The 18140-nt window shown below is 48.6% G+C and carries 15 protein-coding genes; 3 read left to right on the top strand and 12 right to left on the bottom strand.

Features of this window, described 5'->3' with window-relative positions; all coding sequences use genetic code 11:
- Positions 1-32: 32 nt before the first annotated feature.
- From phaR to pgi, 12 genes are all read right to left on the bottom strand, one after another.
- A complete protein-coding gene (gene phaR / locus V7676_RS04245) occupies positions 33-656 on the bottom strand; it encodes a polyhydroxyalkanoate synthesis repressor PhaR (RefSeq protein WP_335658402.1) in 624 nt (207 codons plus the stop codon).
- Between the two features lie 192 nt (positions 657-848).
- Entirely contained in the window at positions 849-1904 is a 1056-nt protein-coding gene (alr, locus tag V7676_RS04250) for an alanine racemase (RefSeq protein ID WP_335658403.1), read from the bottom strand.
- Between the two features lie 21 nt (positions 1905-1925).
- Entirely contained in the window at positions 1926-3533 is a 1608-nt protein-coding gene (locus V7676_RS04255; protein WP_335658404.1) for an MFS transporter, read from the bottom strand.
- 77 nt (positions 3534-3610) lie between these two features.
- Positions 3611-5581, bottom strand: coding sequence for an acetyl/propionyl/methylcrotonyl-CoA carboxylase subunit alpha (locus V7676_RS04260; protein WP_335658405.1), 1971 nt, complete (start codon positions 5579-5581; stop codon positions 3611-3613).
- A 1-nt stretch (position 5582) separates the two neighbouring features.
- Positions 5583-6617, bottom strand: a complete 1035-nt coding sequence (bioB, locus tag V7676_RS04265) for a biotin synthase BioB (protein WP_335658406.1) — start codon at positions 6615-6617, stop codon at positions 5583-5585.
- The gene (gene scpA, locus V7676_RS04270; protein ID WP_335658407.1) at positions 6614-8752 is read right to left on the bottom strand and encodes a methylmalonyl-CoA mutase; all 2139 of its coding nucleotides are present in this window, start codon (positions 8750-8752) and stop codon (positions 6614-6616) included. Before scpA ends, bioB begins: the two co-directional genes overlap by 4 nt.
- Positions 8752-9534, bottom strand: coding sequence for an enoyl-CoA hydratase-related protein (locus tag V7676_RS04275; protein ID WP_335658408.1), 783 nt, complete (start codon positions 9532-9534; stop codon positions 8752-8754). The genes scpA and V7676_RS04275 overlap by 1 nt, the downstream gene beginning before the upstream one ends.
- A gap of 119 nt (positions 9535-9653) precedes the next feature.
- Entirely contained in the window at positions 9654-10088 is a 435-nt protein-coding gene (gene mce, locus V7676_RS04280; protein ID WP_335658409.1) for a methylmalonyl-CoA epimerase, read from the bottom strand.
- Between the two features lie 21 nt (positions 10089-10109).
- Positions 10110-11069: a DUF808 domain-containing protein gene (locus V7676_RS04285; RefSeq protein WP_335658410.1), complete on the bottom strand. Its 960-nt coding sequence runs from the start codon at positions 11067-11069 to the stop codon at positions 10110-10112.
- Between the two features lie 10 nt (positions 11070-11079).
- Positions 11080-12606, bottom strand: a complete 1527-nt coding sequence (locus tag V7676_RS04290; protein ID WP_335658411.1) for an acyl-CoA carboxylase subunit beta — start codon at positions 12604-12606, stop codon at positions 11080-11082.
- A 136-nt stretch (positions 12607-12742) separates the two neighbouring features.
- Positions 12743-14089 carry a glutathione-disulfide reductase gene (gene gorA / locus V7676_RS04295; protein WP_335658412.1) on the bottom strand — a complete coding sequence of 449 codons (1347 nt, stop codon included), beginning with the start codon at positions 14087-14089 and terminating at the stop codon, positions 12743-12745.
- 18 nt (positions 14090-14107) lie between these two features.
- Complete coding sequence (gene pgi, locus V7676_RS04300; protein ID WP_335658413.1) at positions 14108-15601, bottom strand: glucose-6-phosphate isomerase; 1494 nt, start codon at positions 15599-15601, stop codon at positions 14108-14110.
- Between the two features lie 155 nt (positions 15602-15756).
- Here pgi and lepB point away from each other — a divergent pair, with 155 nt between their 5' ends.
- Genes lepB through era form a run of 3 tightly spaced genes read left to right on the top strand, consistent with a single transcriptional unit; the run spans position 15757 to position 18114 of the window.
- Positions 15757-16563, top strand: coding sequence for a signal peptidase I (gene lepB, locus V7676_RS04305; protein ID WP_335658414.1), 807 nt, complete (start codon positions 15757-15759; stop codon positions 16561-16563).
- Entirely contained in the window at positions 16556-17224 is a 669-nt protein-coding gene (rnc, locus tag V7676_RS04310) for a ribonuclease III (protein ID WP_335658415.1), read from the top strand. Before lepB ends, rnc begins: the two co-directional genes overlap by 8 nt.
- Positions 17221-18114 (top strand): GTPase Era, encoded by an 894-nt coding sequence (era, locus tag V7676_RS04315; protein ID WP_335658416.1) that lies wholly within the window; start codon positions 17221-17223, stop codon positions 18112-18114. Before rnc ends, era begins: the two co-directional genes overlap by 4 nt.
- Positions 18115-18140: the final 26 nt, after the last annotated feature.

Raw genomic sequence — 18140 nt, forward strand, 5'->3', positions numbered from 1 at the left:
AGGGCCTGCGGTTCGAACCCTTTAAGATATAATCAATTGTCGAGTTTATCGATTTTGGATTGAATGTCGGCAAGCTGTTGCTTCAGTTCCATGATCTCAACATCTTTTGGAGACATTTTATCGCTATCCGGCTCAGCATTTGATCCAGTCCTATCTCCCAGACCAAGGGGATTTAGAGCTTTCTCGACAACACCCGCTAACGGGCTGGACTTCAAGGCATTCTCAATAGCTTCCTGAAACTGCTTCTGGTTTTTAACGGCCATCTGCCCCAAAGGGTTTTTATTTAACGCGCCTTCGACAGCTTCTTGAAACTGCTTTTGATTTTTACGAAAATTTTCCATGGAGGCTTCAAGATAGGATGGCATCAGCGATTGCATACTATTCCCATACATGGAAATAAGCTGGCGAAGAAAATTGACGGGCAACATATTCTGGCCGCTGCTTTCTTCATCAACAATAATCTGTGTCAAAACATTATGCGTGATATCATCACCGGATTTGGCATCAATTACAACGAAATCAATATCCTCACGAGTCATATCAGCCAGAAAATCTAGTGTAATATAATTAGACGTCTGGGTATTATAGAGCCGCCGATTGGCATATTTTTTAATTATGATCGGGCCGTCCGGATCACCCTTTTTTATCTTCGCCATATTATCTCCTGTGAACCATATTGTTTTTTTATTTTATGAAGATATGCCTTCAAAATTATTATTGTTAAATAGACACTAGCCACAATTGTGCATCGCCGCAAGAAAAGCCGTGTTCATGGCGCCAGTGCATATAAATCGCTTAAAGTTTTGCCGCATAAATCATGTGCATCTGCGATATGGCAGGTGCACAAATTAGACCCAATAGCGAGAAAAGCGATTGCCGAGACCCGTGATCAATTCATATTGCGATAACCCAGACTGACAAGATGCCACTGGCAAATCATATTCGGCCGTCAACCAATCAGATTCCTTTAGGCTAGGAGCATCAGAAATATCTATAGCTATCAAATCCATAGAAACCCGTCCAAGAACTGGGAGTCTTGTTTGGCCGGATAGAAACATGCCTTGGCTGGAGAAACCGCGCAAATATCCATCAGCATAGCCCATTGCCAAAATTGCAATCGAATGCTCCCGTTCAGCCTTATATTTTGCATTATAGCCGACGCGGTCGCCGCATTTAATTATTCTAGTCTGCAATATTTGCGTTTCAGGAAAAACCACTTGCTGGATCGTGGAAAGAAATTCCGGGCGTGGTTTTCCTCCGTAGAGTGAAAGGCCTGGTCTCGTGCAGTCGAAATGATAGTCTTTCCCCAAGGCGATTCCTGCGCTGTTGCTCAGACTTGACCGTTTGCCAGAAACATATTTTAGGGCGCCTCTAAATTCACTTAATTGATCTGCATTTTGGCGTGTATCGTCATCCGCTGACGCCAAGTGGCTCATCACCATATCAATATCGAGCGTGGTCCAATCAAACATTCTGATATCCGTTGGATCTAGGCCAAGTCGGTTCATACCGCTGTTAACCATTATATTACAGGGGCGTCCGGTTTCTTGCCATCGACGGACTTGTTCCATGCTGTTCAATACTGGCTTGGCCGAAGATATCATGGCGAAGGGCATGTCTTCGGAACGAGCGCCATTTAAAACAAAAATATTAGTATCATTTTGCCCGAAAGATTCTACCTCTTTTGCTTCCTGCCAATTGGCTACGAAGAAATCGCGGCAACCTACGGATTGCAGCCGCTGGAATACTTCGACTGCGCCCAGACCATAAGCATTCGCTTTGATAGCAGCTCCTGTGCTGGCACCGACGCTCATATCGCCTAGGGCTCGCCAATTGGCCACCAACGCACCGTGTTCAATACGAAGCCGTGATGTTGGCGGTATATCTATCGCATTGTCACTCATAAGCCGCCGATAGTCCGTTTATTATGTTGCGTCTAGAGCCCCTTCTGGGTCGCGGGGGATGCCCCACCAACCGACGACCAGAGAAATCAACACGAATACCCAAGTGTACCACAAGCCAGCATATACGTCTCCCGAGCGCGCAATAATATACCCGGCTATAAGGGGGAGAAATCCTCCAAAATATCCGGCACCTATGTGATAAGGAATCGACATCGAACTATAGCGGATTCTTGCAGGAAACATCTCGGCCAACAGCGCTGCCGCCGATCCAAAGGTCAGCGCGCTGAGCATGCCGAGGACGAGTAAGATCGCAATTATACCCACCAAATTTATCAATGGTGGCTCCTGCTCTGAAAAATCATAACCATGTTTTGCCAGCGCCGATTCAATCGCGAGTTTCCTTTCGTGCGATGTCACAGTTAGTTTGTCTGTAATGGGAATATTATTGCCACCAACTGTTAGACGCAGGACATTACCACTGACAACATCATAGGGAACGCCGCTGGCGGCTAAAGATTCCAGTATTTTACCGCAATCGCTTTGCTCTCTGTCAAATATATCTGCGAAAGGGTCTGTGGTGCATTCCTCTCCGGAAACGGAAACCGGTGCCGCCTTGGCGGATTCCCAAAGACCAGGATTGGCTAAATTACCAAAAGCCCAAAAGCACGGAAACAATAAGAATAAAGTCAAAAAATTGCCGAGGATCATCGGCCTTTTTCGACCGATATGATCAGACCATTTGCCGACTATCAGGTAAAAAAACATGGCAATTATGCCAGCGATGAAAACGATAATTTCGACTGTCTGATCATTCATTCGCATCGGGCCGCGCAAGAAAGACATGCCCGAGAAAAATGCTGTGTACCAGATGGTAGTAAGTCCAGCTGTGATGCCGAATAACGCTACGAAAATGCGCTTTTTATTGCCTGGATAGGAAAAACTCTCGGTAAAAGGATTACCAGCTGTTTCGCCCGCGTCTTTCATTGCCTGGAACACCGGGCTTTCGGATAGTTTAAGCCGCATCCAAAGCGAAATTCCTAGTAGAACTATCGACAATAGAAACGGCACACGCCAGCCCCATGCGGCGAAATCTTCCGCGGGGATAAGGAAGCGGCAGGTCAACACGACAGCGATACTTAGAATAAACCCGCCCACCACGCTGGCTTGGATGAAGCTGGTGTAAAATCCTCGCTTTTCCTTGGGGGCATGCTCAGCGACATAAATTGCTGCTCCGCCATATTCGCCGCCGAGCGCTAATCCCTGTAGGATGCGAAGGAAAATCACCAATATCGGAGCGGCAATACCGATATTATCGGCATTTGGTATGAGCCCAACGCCAGCGGTAGCAATTCCCATCAAGGTCACAGTCACTAAAAAAGTGTATTTTCGTCCCAGCCTATCGCCTAGAAATCCGAACATTATCGCGCCCAGTGGGCGAAACCCGAAGCCGATGGCAAAACCAGCCCAAACAAGCAGCAACTGCAAGGTTTCATTGCCGGATGGAAAAAAAGCGGCACCAATTAAGCCAGCCAATGTTCCGTAAATGAAAAAATCATACCACTCAAAAATCGTGCCAGCAGATGATGCTGCGATTACCAGGCGGATTTCCTTTTGCGAGGGCTCCCTCACCCGGACACACTTATATTGATGGCTGCAAATCCACTCGACATTGCCTTCTCCCCTTCAGCAAATCACGACTATAGTGGCTATTCCAGCTCTAATATAATCGCGTCAACGGCAAGACTGTCACCTTGCTCTGCAGAAACGGATTTCACAACCGCATTTTTCTCCGCCCTCAAGATATTTTCCATCTTCATGGCCTCCACAACCGCCAGGGGTTGCCCTTCTTCGACTGCATCACCTTCTTTAACATGCAGCGCGACAAGAAGCCCAGGCATCGGACAGAGTAAAAATCTAGACAGGTCTGGCGGAATTTTTTCGATCATATGCACGGAATGCTTAGCAATATGGTTCGGAAGAACCTGTATTTTATGCGTCGCGCCGTAAGTATTAAGAGCAAAACCATTCGCCGTTTTTACAATTTTTACCGACAAGGGAATGTCGTCAACAGTTGCAAGAATGAGGCTGTTACCTGGTGCATATTCTGCAGCCAAATCGACTTCTATACCATCAACGACAATGCCTTCTTCGGAAACCGTAACTTTCTGGATCAGGTCCCCAATTTTCACTTCCCAATCACCGGGTGGTTGCAGGCGTTTGCCTAATTGATTGTCAATCCTGCGTGCACGGTCTGCGTGGGCAGCAGCGGCAAACGCACCAACGGCCGCAAGATTACGATTCAATTCTTCAGTGGCCGGTGCGCCTTGGAAGCCGTCAGGATATTCCTCAGCAATAAAATTGGTTGTGATATTGCCTCCGCGAAAACGTTCATGCTGCATCAAAGCCGAAAGAAAATCGATATTATGGCCAGGGCCAATTATTTCGAACCTGTTTAACGCATCAATCTGGCGATCAATCGCTTCTAGACGGGTCTCACCATAAGTAATCAATTTGGCAATCATGGGATCATAAAAGATTGAAACTTCGCCGCCCTCTATCACGCCGTCATCAACGCGAATTCCGTCTTCCGCTTCAGGTGGGCGATATTTGACTAGACGTCCAGTGGAAGGGAGGAAGTTGCGATAGGGATCTTCTGCATAAACCCGGTTTTCAACCGCCCAACCCGTCAACTTCACTTCATCCTGTGTCAAAGGCAGCTTTTCGCCATAGGCCACGCGGATCATCTGTTCCACCAGATCAAGCCCCGTGATATATTCGGTCACAGGATGTTCTACCTGCAGCCGGGTGTTCATCTCAAGGAAGTAGAAGCTTTTGTCGGCGCCGACGATCAACTCGACCGTGCCCGCGCTGTAATAGCCAACAGCTTGTGACAGCGCTACTGCCTGCTCTCCCATTTTCTTCCGCATTTCTGGATCAACAAAGGGAGAGGGAGCTTCTTCCACCACCTTTTGATGACGGCGTTGAATGGAACATTCGCGTTCGCCCAGATATAACACGTTTCCATGCTTATCGCCGAGTATTTGAATTTCAATATGGCGCGGTTGTTCAATGAATTTTTCGATAAACACACGGTCATCACCAAAGCTAGCGAGACCTTCCCGTTTGGTCGCATCGAACCCTTCTCGAACGTCTTTTTCGTTCCAGGCGAGCCGCATCCCCTTGCCGCCGCCGCCCGCACTAGCTTTCATCATTACCGGATAGCCAATTTCCGATGAGATCCGCACTGCATGTTCGGTATCGTCGATTTCTCCAATATGTCCGGGCACAACACTCACGCCTGCCTTCTCAGCAAGTTTCTTGGACTCAATCTTGTCACCCATCGCCGCGATGGCATTAATTGGCGGCCCGATAAAGGCAATGTCATTGTCTGCGAGTTCTTGCGCAAAGCTTGTCCGTTCAGACAGGAAACCATAGCCAGGGTGCACAGCTTCTGCGCCGGTATCCTTGCAGGCCTGTATAATCTTTTCAGCAATCAAATAAGATTCACCTGCGGGAGACGGCCCAATATGAACGGCTTCATCTGCCATCTGTACATGAGGCGCCCGCGCATCCGCATCCGAATAAACAGCAACGGTTTTAATACCCATTTTTTGTGCTGTACGAATAACCCGGCATGCAATTTCGCCACGGTTTGCGATTAGAATTTTTTTAAACATATTATTCAGCAGCCTCTAAATTTACGTGCCTTGGCGGTTCGGCCGCCATCGGAATTAGTCCTAATTTTTCAAACATTGCTTCATCGGCATCATCACCAGCATTTCCGGTGGTGAGCAATTTGTCACCCGTGAAAATACTGTTTGCGCCGGCCAAGAAACAGAGCGCTTGTGTTGATTCTGACAAGGACTCACGTCCCGCAGATAAACGAACCATCGATGCCGGCATGGTGATCCGTGCTACAGCGATCGTACGGACAAATTCAATATCATCGATCTTTGCCAGAGGCGTGTCAGCCAACATATCACCCAACACCGTGCCCTTGACGGGAACCAGCGCGTTTACCGGAACACTTTCAGGATGCTTGGGTAATGTCGCTAACGCATGCACGAAACCGACGCGATCTTCACGAGTTTCCCCCATGCCAACAATCCCGCCAGAACAGACGTTGATCCCGCTCTCCCGAACATTTTCCAGTGTTTCCAACCTATCACCAAAGGTCCGCGTGGTGATGACCTTTTCATAATGTTCCGGTGACGTGTCGATATTATGATTATAGTAATCGAGGCCCGCATCTGCCAACATCTTGGACTGTTCTTTTGTTAGCATGCCTAGTGTCATACAGGTTTCCATTCCCATCTGACGCACGCCTTTTACCATCTCGATAATCGCAGGCATATCGCGGTTTTTGGGATTGCGCCAAGCTGCGCCCATGCAAAAACGGGATGAGCCCCGGTCTTTTGCCTGCGCTGCAGTTTGGAGTACGGAGCGGACGTCCAACAGCTTTTCAGCTTTCAAACCGCTTTCGGCACTAGCAGATTGATTACAATAGCCGCAATCTTCGGGACAACCACCTGTTTTAATCGACAGCAAGGTAGAGAGTTGAACAGCTCCCGGCGTATGATGCTGCCGGTGCACGGTTGCGGCCTGAAAAACCAACTCGTCAAATGACAGGTTAAACAGATCCGCAATTTCCTCACGCGACCAGTCCTGCCTAACAACAGTTTCAATGGGTGCGCTTATGTTGGTTTCAGTCATTCGGCGGATTCCTCGGTTTCTGGCGGCATGTTGTGGCCCAACAAACGCAAAATATCCGCAGCGCATTCCACAATATTGCTTCCCGGTCCATAGATTCCGACCACTCCGCTTTTGCGCAGGAATTCATAATCTTTCGATGGAATGACACCGCCAGCAAATATCTTAATATCGCTGCGTCCAGTTTCCTTCAGTAAGTTGATCAATTCAGGGATCAGCGTCTTGTGCCCCGCTGCCAAGCTAGATGCACCCACTGCATCAACATTTTCTGCCAATGCAAGGTCGCGCGTTTCGCTAGGTGTTTGGAACAGCGGCCCTGAGATCACATCAAAACCCATATCTGTAAAAGCACTCGAAACCACATTCGCTCCGCGATCATGGCCATCTTGCCCCATTTTTGCGACAAGAATCTTAGGTTTGCGTCCCAATCGCTGCGAAACAGCGTCGACACCCTCAATTACCATTGCATAGCGACCATCGCCTTCATAGGCTTTGCCATAGATGCCTTTAACTGGCGTGGGGCGCGTCTCATAACGCCCGAATATTTTTTCCATAGCATCGGAAATTTCGCCTAGTGATGCACGCTGACGCGCTGCGTCTACAGCGAGAGCCAGTACATTCCCATCCGTTTTTGCGCCTTCGGTCAAAGCCTTCAGCGCCGCCTGACAAGCCGCTTCATCACGATCCGCTCGCATTTTTTCGAGCCGCGCGATTTGCCCTGTGCGAACTTTGCCGTTGTCAATGTCCAGAGTTTCCATCGCGTCTTCTTCAGCGAGGCGATATTTATTAACACCGACGATAACGGCTTCACCCTTATCCACGGCAGCTTGCCGACCGGCAGCTGCTTCCTCGATCATCGCTTTAGGCCAACCATCAGCGACCGCTTTGGCCATACCGCCTTCGCCATCGACCCGTTCGATGATCTCCCAAGCTTTCTCGACTAGCTCGTCGGTCAAGGCTTCAACATAATAGCTACCACCCAAGGGATCTACTACCTTGGTAATGCCCGCTTCTTCCTGCAGCACAATTTGCGTATTTCGCGCAATTCGAGCGGAAAAATCTGTGGGGAGCGCTATCGCTTCATCTAAAGCATTAGTATGAAGCGATTGGGTTCCACCCAACGTCGCGGCCATGGCTTCAATGGTTGTCCGGATAACATTATTATAAGGATCCTGTTCGGTCAGCGAAACTCCAGATGTTTGGCAATGGGTTCTGAGCATCTTGGATCGTTCAGACTGGGCACCAAGGCCGTCCATGACCCGATACCATAGCGTCCGCGCCGCACGAAGTTTTGCTATTTCCATGAAGAAATTCATGCCGATACCGAAAAAGAAGCTTAAACGACCTGCAAATGCATCGATATCCAAGCCAGTCGCCATGGCCTGTTTGGCATATTCACGGCCATCGGCAATCGTAAAAGCGAGTTCCTGCACTGCGGTAGCACCCGCTTCATGCATATGATAGCCGCTAATCGAAATGCTGTTGAATTGCGGCATATTGGCAGATGTATATGCAATAATATCTGAGATAATCCGCATGGATGGCGCAGGCGGATAAATATAGGTGTTACGCACCATGAACTCTTTAAGAATATCATTCTGGATCGTGCCAGCGAGTTTATCTTGCGATACCCCCTGCTCTTCTGCTGCGATGATATAAAATGCCAGGCAAGGTATAACCGCGCCGTTCATTGTCATCGATACGGACATTTCATCCAGTGGGATCTGATCGAAGAGAATTTTCATATCCTCGACGCTGTCAATCGCCACGCCCGCCTTGCCTACATCACCGACAACACGAGGATGATCACTGTCATAACCACGATGTGTGGCAAGATCAAAAGCAACGGACAGACCTTTTTGCCCAGCAGCGAGATTACGACGGTAAAAAGCGTTGGATTCCTCAGCCGTAGAGAAACCCGCATATTGACGTATCGTCCAAGGCCGCCCAGCATACATGCTGGCCTTTACCCCGCGGGTAAAGGGGGCGAAACCAGGCAATCCCGGATCGCCAGCATCTTCTGCCGTATAAAGTGGCTTAACCACAATCCCCTCAGGGGTGTTCCATTCTAGATCACGGCCCTTCACTTCTTTATCAGCGAGGGACTTCCAATCTTCAATCGTCGGCTTATCAGTCATTATTGTCCTTTAAACTCCGTTTTGCGCTTCTGAAGGAAAGCGATCGCTCCTTCACGGGCATCATTGCTGTCACCGGCAAGACGTTGTCCTTCGGCTTCCGAATACATGGCCGAGGCATAATCGCTTTCCATCGCTTTTGCGAGGTTTTGTCGCATAACACCCAGGGCAACTGTCGGCCCATCAGCCAAGCGTTTGGCTAGCGTCCCTGCTTCGGTCATCAGCGCATCATCTTCGACGCACTTGTAAATCAATCCCCAGTCAGCCGCTTTCTCGCCCGAGATTTTCTCGCCGAGCATCATCATTTCGGTGGCCCGGGCTTTGCCGACAAGGCGCGTCAGCATCCAGCTTGCTCCGCCATCAGGCACTAGGCCGATATTGACGAAGGCCTGAAGAAAATAGGCGGATTTCCCGGCAATGGCAAAATCACTCGCCAATCCGATTGAACAGCCGATCCCAGCTGCTGGACCATTCACAGCGGTGATGGTTGGAATATTCAGCTTTGCGAGCTTCAACATCAACGGGTTATAATGCTGGTTCAGTGCCGCAAAAGATGCTTTGCCGCCGGTAATTGCGCTGTCACTTGTTGCCTGCAAATCTGCGCCGGCACAAAATGCCCGCCCTTCACCAGTGATGATAAGCGCACGCGCATCTTCCAGAACATCCAATGCGGTAAAAATATCATCCGCCATATTGAGCGAGCAAGCGTTTAAACGTGTTGGCTGATTCAAAGTGATAGTCGCGACCTGATCGGTGATATCCAGTTTGATATTCTTGAATTCCATTGATTTTGATCCTTTGTCCAAATTTGTTACGCTGGATGCATTTCAGCGTCCATATAGTTTTCCCCGAGATTTCAAATTAGACGTCGTCGCACGATAGCCTCGCTCCTGTTGAGAAGGAATTAGTGATCTGCGGGTGTTTCCATAATCTCTGTAAGCATCCCCCCCATATCTTTGGGGTGCACGAAAAAGATAAGGGTGCCATGCGCCCCAATTCGTGGTTCGCCTAGCACTCGCTTGCCCATAGCTTCAAACTCAGACTTTGCTGCGTGAATATCCGGAACTTCAAAACAAATATGATGTTGCCCGCCGAGCGGGTTTTTAGCAAGAAACCCGTGGATTGGGCTGTCTTCTCCAAGCGGTTCGATCAGTTCAATCTGTGAACCGTTAGTATTTTCACTTCCCGGCGTATCGACAAAACAAACTTTTACGCCTTGCGCTGGCAAGTCAAACGGATCGTGGATTTTTGTTGCTCCCATAACATCGCGCCAATGTGCGATGCTATCCGTTATGGAAGGTGTTACAACACCGATATGATTTAATTTTCCAAGTTTCATTATATTTTCCGATAGTTATATCTAGGTCGCAGCACCGTCTTGCTGCTTTCCATGTGGCATAAATTTATGGATGAGCGGTGCGATTATCGTACCGACAACTATAGCAAATAAACCAGATAAAAGCGCCAAGACGAACCAATCCAGAATGCCAGCAATAGAGGAAGGCGCAAGGCCCATAATGGGATGCGCGACCATCTCGATCAGATGTTCCGGACCATGCCAGCCCATTTCAGCAAGATTGTGCACGAGTAGTCCACCACCGACCCAAGCCATCGCTAGTGTTCCGATTATCGCTATCGCCGACAGAAGTTTTGGCATGAACGATACTAGCCCGCGTCCAAAGGAAGCAACAAACCCTTCATATTCAATCGCTAGATGTAAACCTACATCATCCATTTTAACGATTATGGCTACTGCGCCATAGACCGCTATGGTGATACCTATGCCGATCAACGCCAGAACGATGGTCTGTTGCCACCAAATTTCTCCTGAAACTTCCGACAAAGCAATAGCCATAATCTCAGCTGATAATATCAAGTCCGTTCGAATGGCCCCCGAAACCATTTGATCTTCGCGCGCTCCCCCTTGAACAATCGCCGGACCTTCGTGTTTGGTAGTCTCATCAATTTTACAGAGCTCAAGTATCTTCTCCGCAGCCTCATAGCTTAGAAAAAGGCCACCGATAATCAATATCGCCGGGATTAGAAAAGACGCAAATTGCCCCAATAATACAGCAGCCGGAAGCAGGAATAATAGCTTATTTCTAAGAGACCCTTTTGCGATTTTCGCGATCATCGGCAATTCACGCGCTGGGCTGAACCCATCAACATAACGCGGGGTCACAGCGGCATCATCGATCACAACGCCGGCTGTTTTTGTGCCGGCCCGCGAAGCCGCAACGCCGATATCATCAACTGACGCAGCGGCAAGCTTTGCTATTGCCGCTACATCATCCAATAATGCTACTAATCCCGATGGCATTTTCTATCTACTACAATGGGATATTGTCATGCTTCTTCCAAGGATTTTCCAGCTGCTTATTTCTCAACTTTCGCAATCCTAATGCCACCCTGCGCCGGGTTGAATGCGGCATAATCACTTCGTCCACAAACCCCTTTTGCGCTGCAACAAAAGGATTGGCGAAACGGTCCTCATATTCCTTTGTCTTCTCGGCAATTTCTTCTGATGTCTTGCCACGGAATATAATCTCGACTGCGCCTTTAGCACCCATCACCGCGATTTCGGCGGTCGGCCAAGCATAGTTGAGATCACCACGCAAATGCTTTGATGCCATCACATCATAAGCTCCACCATAAGCTTTTCTAGTTATGATCGTGATTTTGGGTACGGTTGCTTCAGCATAAGCAAAAAGTAATTTTGCGCCATGTTTGATAATACCATTATGCTCTTGTGCGGTGCCCGGGAGGAATCCTGGAACATCGACTAGAGTTACGATCGGAATGTTAAACGCATCGCAGTAACGGACAAAACGCGCCGCTTTTTTGGACGCGTTTATGTCCAGGCAACCCGCGAGCACCATTGGTTGATTAGCCACGATACCGACCGATTTTCCTTCCACACGGCCAAATCCGCAAAGGATATTCCCGGCATGTGCAGGTTGAATTTCGAAAAACTCACCTTCATCGACCATCTTGCGAATAACCTCATGCATATCATAAGGTTGATTAGCATTGGCGGGTATCAGGGTATCAAGGCTGTCTTCCAATCGATCCCAAGCATCAGCTGTTGGCCGTTCAGGCACTTCTTCACGATTGTTTAGCGGCATATAATCAATGAAATCGCGCGCTGCGAGCAGAGCTTCAATGTCATTTTCATAAGCTACGTCTGCGACGCTAGTCTTCGTCGTATGGGTAACGGCGCCACCCAATTCTTCCTGCGTCACAATCTCGTTGGTCACTGTTTTTACCACATCGGGACCAGTGACGAACATGTAACTGCTATCTTTTACCATGAAGATAAAGTCGGTCATGGCCGGCGAATAGACCGCACCGCCAGCGCACGGACCCATAATGAGGGAAAGTTGAGGAACAACGCCGCTGGCCAGTACATTGCGCTGAAAAACCTCTGCATAGCCGCCAAGAGACGCCACGCCTTCCTGAATTCGAGCCCCGCCGCTATCATTGATACCAATGACAGGCGCACCAACCTTCATGGCATTGTCCATCACCTTGCATATTTTTTCCGCATGACGCTCAGATAAGGAACCGCCGAATACCGTAAAATCCTGAGAGAACACAAACACCAGACGACCGTTGATGGTGCCGGATCCCGTAACGACCCCGTCGCCGGGAACTTTTTGGTCCTGCATGCCGAAATCAACGCAATTATGCTCAACATAAGTGTCTATTTCTTCAAATGAGCCTTCATCGAGTAATATTTCAATCCGTTCCCGAGCGGTCAATTTGCCTTTGGCATGCTGGGCATCAATACGTTTTTGACCACCGCCCATATGCGCTTCTGCGCGTTTGGCTTCGAGTTGATCGATAATCGTCTGCATGAATCCCCCAAGGTGAATAGTGATAAAATATGGCTATGATAATGTCCCTAGACAATGAACCAAGGAAAACGCAATCGTCAATAAATTTAATTGATCGATTAAGTTACTTTTGAAACTGCCTTACCGCAGCCTCGGGCTATTTTAAGAGCACCAATTCCTCAGCCATGCTGGGATGCAAGGCAACGGTATCGTCGAAGGCCTGCTTCGTTAGGCCCGCTTTGACTGCGACCGCTGCGGCCTGAAGAATTTCAGGAGCATCCGGTCCGATCATATGCAAACCAATGATTTTCTCGGTCGTAGCTTCCACGATCATTTTATAAAGGCTGCGTTCTGCCCGATCAGCAAATGCATTTCGCATTGCCCGAAAATCCGACGAATAGATTTTGATATTGCCATATTGCATCCGTGCTTCGCTTTCGGTCAGACCGACTGACGCTATAGGTGGCTGCGAAAAAACAGCGGAAGGAATACAGCTATAATCAACCGTTTTAGGGGTATCGTTAAATACCGTTTCGGCAAAAGCCTGCCCCTCGCGAATGGCAACAGGAGTTAGTTGTACGCGGTCGGTCACATCGCCGACAGCATAAATGCCATCGACATTAGTACGGCTATATTCGTCGACTCTAATTGCGCCGCTATCATTGGTTTCGACGCCGACATTTTTCAAACCAAGTCCATCAATTTTCGGACGTCGGCCGGTCGCCGCGAGTACTACATCTGCGCGTATAGGCGCTTTACCATCCATGTAGACATCCAAGGCCCCATCCTCGCGCTTTTCAATCTTGTCGAATGTACAGTTAAATTTGTAATTCATGCCTTTAGTCAACGCGATTTGCAGCAATCTATCCCGCACGCTTTCGTCATAACCGCGCAAAATTACACTGGAGCGATTGACAACATAAACTTCGCTGCCCAATCCGTTGAATATTCCAGCAAACTCGTTGGCAATATAGCCGCCACCAGAGATGATTATTGTTTCCGGCAATTTATCCAAATGGAACATTTCATTGGAAGTCAGCATATGTTCGCTGCCTGGGAATTCCGGCACGTTAGGCCAAGCACCGACCGCAATCAGAATATATTGGGCGGTGACGGTTTTACCGCTGGCGAGCTTTACTTCATGTGGGCCAACAATCTCCGCATGTTCCAAAATAATCTCGACATCATGGTTTTTCAATGTTTCAGTATAGGCGTTGTTCAGCCGGTCAACGTCGGACAAAATATGATCTCGCAGCTTTGTCCAATCAAACTTAGCATTTTCCCATGTCCACCCAAAATTTTTACCATCTTCCAGGTCTTCAGAAAAATGTGAGCCGTAAACCAGCATTTTTTTCGGAACGCAGCCGCGAATGACACAGGTGCCTCCCACCCGATATTCCTCGGCGACAGCTACTTTGGCACCATAAGATGCCGATACGCGCGCAGCTCTCGTTCCACCTGACCCTGCACCGATGACGAACAGGTCATAATCATATTCCGACATAATATTATCCTTGATCACTCAGGCAGGGAACGCCCGGTTTTTTAGTATTTCAGTCGACGGATCCATTTTGTTGCCCTCACCGGCCAAAAGCGCATTGGCCATTTCCTTGCCTAATTCTACGCCGAACTGGTCAAATGGATTGATGCCCAAAAGCACCGCATTCGTAAAAGTGCGATGCTCATAAAAAGCGATAAGCGCTCCCAATGTGCGTCCGTCAAGATTTTCCAATAGAATCGTTATGGATGGTCTGTCGCCTTGATAATTTCGATTAGTGTCATCGGATTTCTTGCCCGCCATCAGGGCAGCGCCTTGAGCAAAGCAGTTTAGGAGCAATCCCTCATGATGCTCTTTGGCAAGCGAGTGCCCTGGTTCGACCACGGCAAGAAATTCAACAGGGACCAAATGTGTCCCCTGATGCAGCAATTGAAATACGGCATGCTGTGCATCGGTGCCAACTCCGCCCCAAACAATCGGGCTGCTATGGCGTTTTAGGGGCGTTCCATCTGCCGTTACCGACTTTCCATTACTCTCCATTTCAAGCTGTTGCAGATAGTCCGGTAATAGCCGTAGACGTTCGTCATAGGCAAATACCGCGCGGGTCTCACAGCCCCGGACTTGATTATAATATTGATCGCAAAAGGCAGCTATTACCGGGATGTTTTGATCAAACGGCATATCTATAAAATGTCGGTCCATGTCAGCTGCTCCGGCAAGCAGGTCATCAAAGACTTCTATGCCTAAAGTTAGCGCGACGCTGAAGCCGATGGATGACCACAATGAATAACGGCCGCCAACTGTTTCGGAAAAGGGCAAAACACGGCTTTCGTCTATGCCCCACTCCACAGCCTTCTCCGGCATTGCTGTCAGTGCTATAATTTTTCCAAAGGGATCGGACACGCCCTGTTCTGCCATCCAGTCGGTGACAGAACGTGCATTAAGGAAGGTTTCGGCTGTGGTAAAACTTTTGGATGCGATGACCAGCAATGTTTTATGAGCGTCAAAGCGCTCAAGCACCGGCTCCAACGCACAGCCATCTATATTTGATATAACAGCCGTTTCATATTTTTCATCGCCTATTTTTAAGGCGGCCAATAGCAATTCGGGGCCTAGTGCGGATCCACCAATTCCAAGATGTATGACATATTCTATGTCACCCAAGGCTCCGGCATCAACCGCCTGAACCAAAGCTTGCATCCGCATTTTTAACAAACGGGCATTTTCAACGCTCGTCTCACTACCAAAACCGCGCTCCGCCGTATGCTCTGCTGCGCGACCTTCACTCAAGTTAATCGGAGCGCCATTGGTCAGCGCCATTATCTGATCGACCATTCCTTTGTCGTCGGCCAGTTTTGAAAAATTTTCCAGCAACATCTTACTCATGTGAGTCTTCGAAAAATCAAAATAAACACCAGATTGTTCGAAGCTGAGACGTTCCACTCGCCCCGTTTCGCCATCAAATAGGCTTTTTAAAGTCGATGCAGGCTGGCTTTCTATTGCTGTCCAATAATCCATAGCACAATCTTCCTTGTTGTTTACAATTGCCTGACACCCTCTATTTTGGCCTCGACCCTATCTTGCGGCCCCCTTATGAACAAGGTCAAATCACTGGAAATTGCCGATAAATACTGTCTCTTGACCGCGCGCATCATTATAAGCAAAGGGACGCGATGAAAGATAAAAACGCACCGCCGTCCGAAACACGGGAATTCATGGTATTTTTGGTAAAATTGGCGTTTTTTGTCGTCATTTTACGGAGCTTCATCGTGTCTCCATTTAACATCCCGTCGGAATCCATGCAGCCACGTTTGATGGTTGGTGATTATCTGTTGGTTGCGAAATGGCCATATGGCTACTCCAAATATAGCATGCCATTCAGTATTCCGGTAATTCCCAAGCGGATATTCGCCAACACACCGGAACCTGGTGACGTCGCTGTTTTTAAAGCGCCACCAGGCGCTCGGGACGACTATATAAAGCGGGTAATTGGCCTGCCTGGTGATATTATTCAGGTCACAAACGGCATCCTGTCAATTAACGGAGTCGTTGTTAAGCACGAGAAGATCGGTGACTATATTCATGCCGTCTCTCCAAATAGCCCCTGCTATGCAGATTATTTCGAGACAACAAATGAAAATGGGGATCGGATTTGCCGCTACCCTCAATATAGAGAAACCCTGCCAAATGGCAGAACTTACAAGATTTTAGACATTAACGAGGCCTCGGAAGGCGATAATACCCAAAGTTTCGTCGTGCCCGACGGACATATGTTCCTGATGGGTGACAATCGCGATCGCAGCGCTGACAGTCGTTTTCCCGCCAAAGAAGGTGAAGCAATTGGTATGGTTCCGCAGGAAAATCTGGTAGGCCGTGCACTAGTCTCCGTTTTCTCAACCGATGGTTCGGCGGAGTGGATAAAACCATGGACGTGGTTTACCGCTGCACGATGGGACCGAATTGGAGAGGATTTTGAATAATCCCGAATTTCTAGACTGGGTTACGAAGCTAATCGGGAAAAAGCCGATAAACGAGACGTTGTATATCCGGGCCGTAACTCATGGCAGCTTTGGTGACGATGATTATCAGCGCCTTGAATTTTTGGGCGATCGCGTTCTGGGTCTAACTATCGCAACACAACTTTATGAGCAATTCCCTAATGAACCGGAGGGTAAATTGTCTCAGCGGCTCAATGGCCTGGTTTCAGGTAAGGTTTGCGGAGAGATTGGGCGAACCATCGGTGTATCCGATCATCTGCTACTCGGTAAACAGGCGCGGGATGATGGTGCCCGCCAAAGCCCCAAGGTTCTTGGTGACGTGATGGAATCCCTCATCGGTGCGGTCTATCTGGATCATGATCTGGATGCGGCCAAACAGTTTATCCTCAAATATTGGGGCGACCGCATTTCCGGAATGGCCAAAGATATTCGGCATCCTAAATCAGCGTTGCAAGAATGGGCTGCGGCCCAGAACCGCAAAATGCCGGTTTATGAACTGGTTGAAAAAGCCGGACCTCATCATGATCTCCGATTCACTGTTAAAGTGAGCATCAATAAGGTTGGAGAAGTTCAGGCAACAGCCTCATCTATTCAAACAGCCGAAACCACCGCTGCAAAACTCTTTCTGGAAAAATTTATATGACCAAAAAATGCGGCGTAGTAGCCCTTATCGGCGCCCCCAATGCCGGAAAATCAACTTTGATAAATGCCCTTGTGGGGCAGAAGGTTGCTATCACCAGCTCCAAACCGCAAACCACGCGGACCCGTTTGCTCGGCATAGCAATCGAGGACGAGACACAGTTGCTACTGGTTGATACGCCGGGTATTTTTGAACCGCGCCGCCGGTTGGACAGAGCCATGGTATCTGCAGCGTGGGATGGTGCTGAAGACGCTGACATCATTGTTTTTCTCGTGGACGCACGCGCTGGCCTTGGTCCCAAAGTCACATCAATCGTAGAACGGGTAAAGCACCGGCAAGAAAAAATAATTCTGGTACTCAACAAAGTAGATATCGCCGCCAAAGACAAATTGCTTAATCATGCGGTAAAGCTAAATGACCTAACCGTTTTTGATCAAACATTTTTTGTCAGCGCCAAAACGGGTGACGGGCTAGAAGAACTCAGAGCCTATTTGGTTGCGGCGATGCCAGAGGGACCATGGCATTTTCCGGAAGACCAAGTCTCCGACGCCAGTGAACGGATTTTGGCAGCAGAAATCACACGCGAACAAGTTTTCCGGCAACTTCGTGCGGAACTGCCATACGCCACCGCCATTGCGATGGAGCAATATAAGGAACGCCCTGACGGATCGCTAGAGATCCACCAGCAAATATTGGTCGAAAAGGCGACGCAGCGCGCCATTATTCTCGGAAAAGGTGGTCATCAAATCAAGGAAATTGGTGCCAAAGCGAGAGCGGAACTATCCGAGATCTTGGGCAAAACCGTTCATCTTTATCTTCACGTCAAAGTCAGCGCGAATTGGGATGAAGATAAAAGCCTGTATCAGGACATGGGGTTGGATTGGGTCAATTAGCAGCGCTAGCTTCATTTTGCCGTCCT

The organism is Parasphingorhabdus sp. (genome assembly GCF_036963805.1).
In the GTDB taxonomy this organism is placed as follows: domain Bacteria; phylum Pseudomonadota; class Alphaproteobacteria; order Sphingomonadales; family Sphingomonadaceae; genus Parasphingorhabdus.